This window comes from Microcystis sp. M165S2 (assembly GCF_020245885.1).
GTDB lineage: Bacteria > Cyanobacteriota > Cyanobacteriia > Cyanobacteriales > Microcystaceae > Microcystis.
In genome coordinates, this window is sequence record NZ_JADBTZ010000323.1 from 1 (window position 1) to 9,542 (window position 9,542).

General features: G+C 41.0%; 5 protein-coding genes and 1 pseudogene. 2 read left to right on the plus strand and 4 right to left on the minus strand.

What is annotated here, in order from left to right; translation table 11 throughout:
* Window positions 1-271: 271 nt before the first annotated feature.
* From IM479_RS16050 to IM479_RS16060, 3 genes are all read right to left on the minus strand, one after another.
* On the minus strand, window positions 272-3,151 hold the full coding sequence (locus tag IM479_RS16050) for a UPF0182 family protein (protein ID WP_287080010.1): 2,880 nt from the start codon (window positions 3,149-3,151) through the stop codon (window positions 272-274).
* A gap of 135 nt (window positions 3,152-3,286) precedes the next feature.
* Window positions 3,287-4,513, minus strand: a complete 1,227-nt coding sequence (locus IM479_RS16055) for a glycoside hydrolase family 10-like protein (RefSeq protein WP_286826735.1) — start codon at window positions 4,511-4,513, stop codon at window positions 3,287-3,289.
* A gap of 56 nt (window positions 4,514-4,569) precedes the next feature.
* Window positions 4,570-5,697, minus strand: coding sequence for an ABC transporter permease (locus tag IM479_RS16060; RefSeq protein WP_287685011.1), 1,128 nt, complete (start codon window positions 5,695-5,697; stop codon window positions 4,570-4,572).
* 84 nt (window positions 5,698-5,781) lie between these two features.
* On the opposite strand from IM479_RS16060, the gene IM479_RS16065 reads away from it, so the two are divergent.
* On the plus strand, window positions 5,782-6,717 hold the full coding sequence (locus IM479_RS16065; protein WP_287685012.1) for a 2OG-Fe(II) oxygenase: 936 nt from the start codon (window positions 5,782-5,784) through the stop codon (window positions 6,715-6,717).
* A gap of 69 nt (window positions 6,718-6,786) precedes the next feature.
* Here IM479_RS16065 and IM479_RS16070 read toward each other — a convergent pair whose 3' ends face one another.
* A complete protein-coding gene (locus IM479_RS16070) occupies window positions 6,787-8,985 on the minus strand; it encodes a phosphoketolase family protein (RefSeq protein ID WP_287685013.1) in 2,199 nt (732 codons plus the stop codon).
* A 217-nt stretch (window positions 8,986-9,202) separates the two neighbouring features.
* Between IM479_RS16070 and IM479_RS16075 the strand changes: the two are divergent.
* Window positions 9,203-9,542, plus strand: a pseudogene (locus tag IM479_RS16075) (RNA-guided endonuclease TnpB family protein); the annotation flags it as partial.

The following is a 9,542-nucleotide window of genomic DNA, read 5'->3' on the forward strand; positions in this document are numbered from 1 at the left end:
GCATTTTATTATCACCAGTGGAGGAGTTTACCCCTTTAATAATTAATTCATCTCGCACAGAATTAATTGCCCACTTTTCCAATTAAAAGAATAACTCAATCCTTTGATGATACTGGATTTTGAAATTGGCTGATTAACCAGCAACCTATTATTATCTTTCTCAATCTACGAGAATTTGCCAGGCAATTTTCCGGGCAAATTCGGGGATATGGAGGATTGTTCTGGAACCAACATCAGCTTTCTTGCTAATTTGTGGCCAATTAGCAGCAATTTAGCTCTGATGACCTGAGAATAGCTTTTCTAAAGCTTCCTTCAAGGTTGGTTCCATGACAATTTTATTTTGATAAGCAACTGTTACTCTAGCGATTGTCGGGACACTATTTTGGTCTGCCACTAGATACAAAGGTTCTACATAAAGCAGAGATTGTTCAATGGGAATAATTAATAGGTGTCCTTGCAAAACTTTAGAACCGTCCCGATTCCAAAGGGAAATCTGTTGAGAAATATCTGGATCTTGGTTAATTAAAGCCTCAATTTGATTCGGTCCATACACTAACCTTTGTTTAGGAAATTGATAGAGTAATAACTTACCATACTCTCTATCATCTGAACGCGCTGCTAACCAAGCGATTAAATTTTGCCGACTAGAGGGAGTATAGGGATGGAGGAGAATAAATTCTTCTTTGTCGGAATCGGGCAGTTTCATGATTAAATAATAGGGTGATACAGCCTGGGGTTCCGTGCCGTAAATTTCTAGGGGAATTTCCCATTGATCCTCCCGATTATAAAATACTTGCGGATCGGTCATGTGATAGGTTAATAATCTTTCCGCTTGGGTACTAAATAAATCTTCGGGATAACGGATATGACTGCGGATAGTTTTTGGCATTTCTGCTAAAGATTTAAAGAGATGAGGAAAGATTTTACTCCAGGTCTGAATGATTGGATCATTTTCATCGGCAACATAGAAATTCACCGTTCCATGATAGGCATCCACTACCACTTTGACCGAATTGCGAATATAGTTAAATTTATCTTTCCCCGGGTCAGAATAGGGATAGCGATTGCTGATAGTATAAGCATCAATAATCCAATGTAATTTACTACTACTATCCCCCACATCTGCCGCTACTAAATAGGGGTTGCGATCATAATTTAAAAAAGGGGCGATAGTTTGCACGCGATTTTGGATATCACGACGCATTAATAAGCGAGTTTCGGGAGTAAAATCTTGGCTAAATAACATTTGCCAATCCCGCAGATAAAGGGCAAATAGCCAACGTCTCCACCCCGTCCCCACTAGGATTCCTCCCTTACCATCGTAGGTGTTATAGACATTTCCATCCCCGCTAGGAAAATCCAATTCTTCTACGGTGGTGGGAGTCATCACATAATTATTAGTTAATTCCCCGTAGTAAATGCGGGGTTTACCAATGGGAATACTATAATCAATTAATTCGCTAGAGGTTTGTAGGGCCCCTTCGTCTTTATTTGTGCCGATATCTTTGACAAAATAGTAGGGTAAACCCCCGGCAGCCACTAAATTAACCGGGGAAAGAGTGAACCCATAACCGTGGGTATAAACGAGATGTTTATTCACCCAAGTATTAGCAGAAGTGGGAACCGCACTATAATCTAATTCTCTAGCGGCAATAATGGTCTGTTGTTTTTCAGATATTTGACGTTCCTCGATTTTTTCAGGCAGTCCTACTCGTACCCTATAGCGATCAATATCAGCATCGGGGAATTTATAATATAAGCGAATTTGCTGTAATTGTCGGTTAGTTTCTAGCAGTGGTTTGGTGTCCCAAAGACGAATATTATCGATAGTTAGATGATTTCTCTCTAAAACTTCGGCATTTAATTCGGCCTGTGGATCGAAAACTTGGGCATCAATTCTATCTAAGGAAAAAGCTGCTCTTGTGGATTGAATACTTCTTTCAATATAGGGTCTTTCTCTCACTAATTCATTCGGTTGTACGATTATTTTTTGTAATGCTCCACTGATAATTGTGCCACTTGTCCAAACAATTAAATAGAGAAATACAGGAACTAAGTAGGGAGAAAATACCAACTTTTTCCTGGTAGTTTTGTGTAATTTGCGACGGTTTATTTTACCAAATAATGCTTTTTCTCCTAACCATATAGAGGTTATTCCTGCAATAGTTCCCAGAATAATTTCAATAAATTGGCCAACATGAATATCGATATAACCCGCACCATAAACTACTCCTTCGGGAGAATAAAGTAGCAGGTAACGCTGAATAATATGGTGTAATACTAGCAGCCCCATTAACCCACTCCACAGGGCGTATAAATGACGCAGTTGCGGACGGGAAAACCCCGGAAATGTTCCCAGAGAAAGACTATCGGCCGAAAAAAGATAGGTTAAACTAACAGCAAAAAGAGTATATATTCCCACACCACCGAGCCATAATTCTAGTAACTGCCACAGGGGTAATTGAAAGATGTAAAAACCTAAATCATTCCCGTATTGAGGATCGTTAATATTGAAAGGAACACCATAAAAATATTTTAAAAAATTCGCCCACTGCCCAGCAATAATAAGAGATAGCATTACAGTGAATACTATAGATATTATTCGCAAAAAATACTCAGTTTTAATTAATAATCCCAAGACTAAAAGAGCGATAATTACCCCTTGCCACAGATTACTGGAAATATCGGTTAATACTTGCCTAATCCAAACTATTTCCAGAGGAGAACTTAGGGAAGAACTAAGGTTAGGGAGATTAAAATCTGGTGTCCAGAGACTGAGGGCTAGTTTACTGTAATACAATAACATTGACCCGATCCAAGCTCCAATTCCCGTTGCGATAATCAAAAGACCGAGTAAATTAATACTAGGAGATTGAGAACTAAGAGGATAACTATCTTCCCGGGGTTTTTGCCAACGAAAACGCTGGGCTAAACGTAAATTAGTAAAAATAAAGAGTAGAGAAAGAATCGCACTTCCCCAACCTAATCCCAGTTGCCAAGATAATTGCTTCAGGAAAGTGTTTAAATAACCCATCTCGGTAAACCAGAGGCTATTGGCTACCACTAATATCCCCAACTGCCCGATCACAAGGCAGCCAAGAAACAGTAAAATAGGTTTAGCGATCGAGCTTCGGTTAGATCTGATCAGCATGGATAAAGTGATAAAAGAGAGTCTTCTTTCATTCTAGCGATTTTAGTTTCTCCCTGCTGCTTTTTCTTAGTTTAAAGATAAACTTAAGAAACTATAGCGGGGTTAGGGCGATAATTTCGCTTAAAGTCAGCAATTTTAGCTAGGATTAGCAGACTGGAGTATTTCCCGAAAAATCCTGCGTCGATAGGAAGGAGATTCATTGCTGATATTCCATAAAGTTTCGTAGAAAAAGAAAGAAACACCAAAATTTTGTTGTCTCGATTTTTCCACTTGTTGAGTAATATTAACCATCGGAATCGGACGACCTTTTAAACCAGATAAAATCCCAATAGCCACGGGGATAGATTCTCTAGCTTGCTGTAATTCTGGTTGCGATAATTCCCAGTCAAAGGCGTTCATATCAGTTCGATACACCTGTACTATTAATTCATCAATCAAGTTTTTTTCTTGCCATTTTTGCCAATCTAAAAGATAGGATTCTAGGGAGAAAGTGTAGGGATTAGGAGATAGGGAAATAATCGCTGTAGGTTGGCGCTTTTTAATCGTCTGGGCTAAACTATTCATATAGTCAGTAATTTTATCGGCCCGCCATTGAATCCATGCTTTATCTTGGTAATCTTGCGGTGGCAATTGTCCCGAATGTTCCCTTTGATAGAGTTTAATCGTGGTTTCATCATAGCCAAAATCGGCGGGATAACCAAAATGATCATCAAACTGAATTCCTTCTATATCGTAGTTAGTAATAATCTCGCTGACTAAATCCGTAATAAAGTTTTTTACTTGCGGATGTAAGGGATTTAACCACACCCGTTGATGCACTTTTCCTTCCCACCAAATCACACTTTTATCCTGTCTTTGGGTTAACCAATCGGGATGTCGTTTTGCTAATTCTGAATCCGCAGGAGCCATAAAACCAAATTCAAACCAGGGAATAATTCTTAATTTTTTCCGATGACCTTGGCTAATTATTTCCTCTAAAAAGTCGCGATTTTTTAAAGATTCATGGGGATCGATCGCTCGTCCCGTAACTTTTTCTGCTACCTTAGAAGGATAGAGTGTATAACCCCAATTCCAGACCGTGGGATAAATAGTGTTAAAGTTTAAATCAGCCAACCTATTAAGGGCATCTTTTAGGGTTTCCGGTTTCAATAACACTTCACTATCGATATTAGTTAACCAAACTCCACGAATTTCGGTTTTTTCTTGGGTTTTATTGGTCGATTGTGCGGGAAAATTAAAGGTTATCGTCATGATAAAAGCAAAGATAATTAAAAATATTAACCAGCTTATTTTCCCGTATCTTTGACTATAAATCACCAAACTATCGGCGAAATTATTAAAAGTTTTACTGATTTTATTCATAATGGGAAGTGGGGAAGTGGGGAGACTGTTCACTGATAATGGCTAAAATAACTAAATTATCTCTCTAAATTGCGAGGATCTAGGGCATCACGTAAACCATCACCGAGTAAATTAAAAGCTAAAACGGTGAGAATAATTAACAAAGCAGCTGGCCAAATTAACCAGGGTTGTAGAACAATAATTGAGGCATTGGTAGCCAGAGAAAGCATATTTCCCCAACTAGGATCTGGTTGTTGAATTCCCAAACCAATTAAACTTAAAACCGATTCGGCCACGATAAACCCCGGCACAGCTAACGTAGCAGAAATAATGATATAACTGGCAGTTTGGGGCAGCACATGACGCAGAATAATATAAAGGGGTTTTGCTCCCATAGCTTTAGCGGCCTGAATAAATTCCTGTTCTTTCAGGGATAAAACTTGACCGCGAATTACCCGCGCTAATCCCGACCAACTGATAAAAGAAGTAATCAGGACGATTAATAAAAAGCGCTGGGTGCTGGTTAATCCTGCGGGTAAAACGGCCGCTAGGGCCACGAGTAAATATATGCCGGGGATAGTCATTAAAACTTCCACAAAACGCATTAAAATCGCATCTAACCAACCGCCAAAATAGCCAGAAACGCCACCGACAAATAAACCGATAGGGAAAGAAATTAAAATCCCGACCAAACCGATAAATAAACTAATTCTGCCCCCGAAAATCAAGCGACTAAAACTATCGCGTCCTGATTCGTCAGTTCCCAATATATTGATTCTACCATCGCCGATGACTCCGAACAGATGGAGATCAAAAGGGATACCGGGGAATAAAGTTACTTCCTCCCATTTTGGCGGCAAAGGTAGGCGAATTTGACCTAAATTATAGGTTTCACCCTTAACCAAGAGACGCAGCGGCAAGGGTTTGTTAAAATCTCTCATTAGCTTCCGCTCACCAGTTTCTATATTAATAGCACTTTGAGTGGTGGGATAGACGTGGGGGCCAATCCACTCACCCTTGTTACTTCCCGACTGCGAGCGCCAAAAGATTTGAGTGGGGGGTAGGAGAGACTGACCGGGTTGGGAGGAGTAGGGAGAGTAGGGAGCGACAAAATCCGCCGCCATTACACTTAAATAGAAGATTAACAGTAAAACTGCTCCCCAACGGGCGAGAGGATTATCTTTGAGTTTGTGCCACCAGTCCATAGGCGATTAGGTCAATAGGAGAGTTAATCTTTATTTTGCTAGTTTGATTGCTATAATTTATCATACCAACAAAAAAGCTGTCTAATGTTTATTAATCCCCTTGTTTATGAGAAATCTTCTGTCTATCGTCAAGATTTTGAGACAGCGCAACCGTTTAAGCATTTGGTCATCGATAATTTTTTAGTTGGGGAGCAAGCGCAAATTTTGCTGGAAAATTTTCCGAGTTTTAATCCGCAAAAAGCCATTAGTGAGTTAGGAAAAGTTGGCGGCAAGGCGGTTAATGAGGATTTAATCGGTTTAGGGGGTATTTATCAACAGTTTGGCCGCTACGTTCAAGCTAAAGAGTTTTTAGAGTTAATTTCCGAATTAACCGGTGTCGATAATTTAATTCCAGACCCTAGTTTTTATGGGGGTGGAACCCACGAAAATTTACACGGTCAAGAATTAGACCCTCACATTGATTTTAACTTCGATGAGCGTCATTGGTATCATCGCCGCTTGAATTTATTAATCTATTTAAATCCCCAATGGCAAGCAGATTGGGGAGGGAATCTAGAGTTACATTCCAATCCTCGTCAACCGGAAGAAAATAAGATTAAATCTTTTCTACCTATCTTTAATCGTTGTGTTATTTTTGAAACCAATGAATATTCATGGCATGGATTTTCTCAGATTAATTTACCAGAAAATCAACGGCATTTATCGCGTAAATCTCTTTCTATCTATCTCTATACTAAAGAACGTCCGGGCCAGGAATTATCACCATCTCATACAACTTTTTACATCCCGCGCCCGCTGCCAGAAAATATTCAACCCCATCAAGTTTTAAGCTCAGAAGATTACCAACAAATTAAAATTTTACTGAAAAGACGGGATGATTTAATTCGTTTTTATCAAGATAGAGAACTGAAAGAATCTCAGGATTTAGTTAGTTTAAAATCCCATATTAAACGCTATCTATCCCTCCAATATCCTCGCCTATGGAAAATGATTAAAAGTTTATCCCGTTGGCGAAAGTGACCTGAAGAAAAAATCCCTACTTTCCAATCAGAGAGAGTAGGGAATAATCAAAAAAAACTAACTGGGAACTTAACCTAATAACTGGGTAGCACGCGCAGTTAAAGCATTGGCAGTTAAGCCATTATAGGCCATAATTTCCCCGGCACTGGCGGTGGTTTCTCCCCGTTTCCAAGCGAAGACATCCCGACGCGCATTACTGCGTAACATAATCGGTTCTAACATGGCGCTTGTACCACCGGTTACTCCGATTAAAGCATCACCGGCAAAGAGACTGTCAAAACCAGCATCATCGAGGAAATTATTATCAGCTGCTGAGCTAGTTTCACTCATCACATCGCCAGGACGATAGAGACGACGGGGATTAATTACCGAGACGATTTTTACACCGATTCCCGCTGCTTCTAACTGTTGTGCAGACTCAAAGACGGGTAATAAAGTCATATCGCCAATGACGGCAAAAACGACTTTTTTACTGCCTTCCGATTCGTGGAGAATTACGCCGCCTTTTTCTAAAGCTTGACGGGTTTGCTCAAAAGTGGTTCGTACTGGTAAAGGCGATTTACTAGCGGTGATTGTAATGCCTTTATTGCTAGTTCCTAACGCCCATTCATAACAGACTTGAATACTGTTAGCATCGCAGGGAAAGAGCGGGAAAATATTACCATTTCGCATCATAGCGGCGAAATAATTTTCAATCTCTGGGCGTTGGTGTGTCCAACCATTACGCCCTTGCTCTAAGGCTCCGGCGGTGAATAAAGTAATAGTAGAAGGGGTGGGACGACGTAACTCGGCCATCGCTTGGGTTACAGTCTGCCAAATCGGTAAACCATTGATAGCAAAAGACTCGTAGGAACACCATAAAGTCCGCCCTCCCAAGAGAGATAAACCGACGGCTAATCCAGCACAGGCATCCTCGCTTAAAGGCTCATAAACTTGACCGTTAGGTGCTTGGAAATAGGTATCATCGCTGGTGGGGTGAATAATCTTTAAACCGACGTTAATATTATTAATTCCCGAAGCTGCATTACCATCAGCATTAGTGACGACAAAATTGGGGTCAGCTTTACCCACAGCTACCACTAATTCCCCCATGGCAGTGGTGGCTACTTTTTTATCACCACCCACAGTATATTCGGCCATCGGTAAGGTTCCTAAATCTGGCAGCGGGAAGACTTTTTCCGTCACCACTGTTTCCACTGCCGGACCACCTCCAGAGCGCTCGAAATTAGTACGAACAATTGCCCAAGCTTCAGGGGGTAAAGCGCGTTCTTGTAAGGCAGTAACGATATAATCTTTTTCTAAAGAATCTCCTGGATAAAGATTATGGGAAGCCGCTCCCCGTTTGTGAACTCCCGCCCCTTTAAGTTGTTTAATAATGATCACCGTTAGTTGGCCTCCTAAAGCTAATTGGGCGGCTTTATCCGTGGCCATTAACACCGCTTTCATGAACTCCAGACGCTGGTTAAAAGAGAATTTGGTGCTATCTACATATTCCCCATTTTGATTAGCATCATCGAAGTCTTTGGCATTAATTAAAATCACTTCCTCAAAACCATTACCGCGCCAATAGGCTTCCATTTCGGCGTTAGTTTTCAGGGACACCATGCTATGGTGTTCTTGGGAATAGCCATTCCAAACTAAAATCGGCAGAAAATTGGTAATTTCAGGGTAAGCAGTGTGAAAATGACCAAAACTACTCATAATGTACGGTTCTCCTAAACCACCATCCCCGATAGTCACAGGGAAAAGGGTATTAGGGTGTAATTTGGCCGCCGCCATGGCGAAATGTTGTCCTTGGCCCAAAGGACCGGCCGGCCCGAGCAGTCCGGGGATTTGTCCAGAAAGATGCCCTAAAAGTCCGTGTTTTTCCCGAAAACGTTCTCCCAATTCCCTGACGTTGCTGATGCCCATGGCTTCGAGAGAGCGATCGAGAAAGACGTTACTATAAAAACCGGGGGCATGATGGCCCACTTCGGTGAAAATATTTTTCTGGCCTAACATCATCAAAGAGGCAATCACGTCGGCAGCGCTGGCAAAACCGCCGGGGTGTCCCGATTCTTTGGTAGCGGTGATTTGTAGGGTGAGGTAACGCAAAGCATCGGCGGCTAGGAGGGTTTGATAGATAGCATTCGGGTCATTAGCGGCAATAATAGCGGTTTTTCCCTCAGCGATAGCGGCTTTTCCTGCATATTTATCAAATTCGGGTAAGGAAGCCCCAAAATATTTTATCCCTTGACAAAAATCGGGAATTGTGCTAGTAGCTGTCATGAAATTAATATACCCCTTTACATACAGGCAATCGTTAAAACTATCTTACCTAAAATGTCGGATGAATGCCCCCGCTACATTTTTCGACAAGATACTCAACAAAATTAGCGGGGGATGAAATCCGACCAGAATATCAACCGCGGAGCATCGATTTAATTCCACCATCTGTGGGTAAACTGTGTTATACCTAATTTAGCCAATGGTCGTGGATTGTTAGATGCTAGTCGTAGAAGCAAAGCTAAAAAACGGAACACCAGAGCAATATCACCGGCTCGATGAAGCTATCAGAACTTCTCAGTTTGTGCGTAATTCTTGTGTTCGTTATTGGCTAGAAAATAAAGGAACAACCCGCAATGACCTCCAAAAGCTTTGTGCGGTACTAGCTAACAATAAAGAAACCCCTTGGGTTAATAAATTAAACTCTCAAGCTCGTCAATCGGCTGCTGATAGAGCCTGGCAATCAATTAATAGGTTTTATCAGAATTGTCGTGCCAAGATACCGGGTAAAAAAGGTTTTCCTCGGTTCAAAAAGCATAGTCGTTCCGTTGAGTATAAAC

Excerpts from the sequence above, each read along its gene's own strand:
- IM479_RS16050 (WP_287080010.1), bottom strand. The coding sequence starts at position 3,151 with ATGCTGATCAGATCTAACCGAAGCTCGATCGCTAAACCTATTTTACTG.
- IM479_RS16055 (WP_286826735.1), bottom strand. The coding sequence starts at position 4,513 with ATGAATAAAATCAGTAAAACTTTTAATAATTTCGCCGATAGTTTGGTG.
- IM479_RS16060 (WP_287685011.1), bottom strand. The coding sequence starts at position 5,697 with ATGGACTGGTGGCACAAACTCAAAGATAATCCTCTCGCCCGTTGGGGA.
- IM479_RS16065 (WP_287685012.1), top strand. The coding sequence starts at position 5,782 with ATGTTTATTAATCCCCTTGTTTATGAGAAATCTTCTGTCTATCGTCAA.
- IM479_RS16070 (WP_287685013.1), bottom strand. The coding sequence starts at position 8,985 with ATGACAGCTACTAGCACAATTCCCGATTTTTGTCAAGGGATAAAATAT.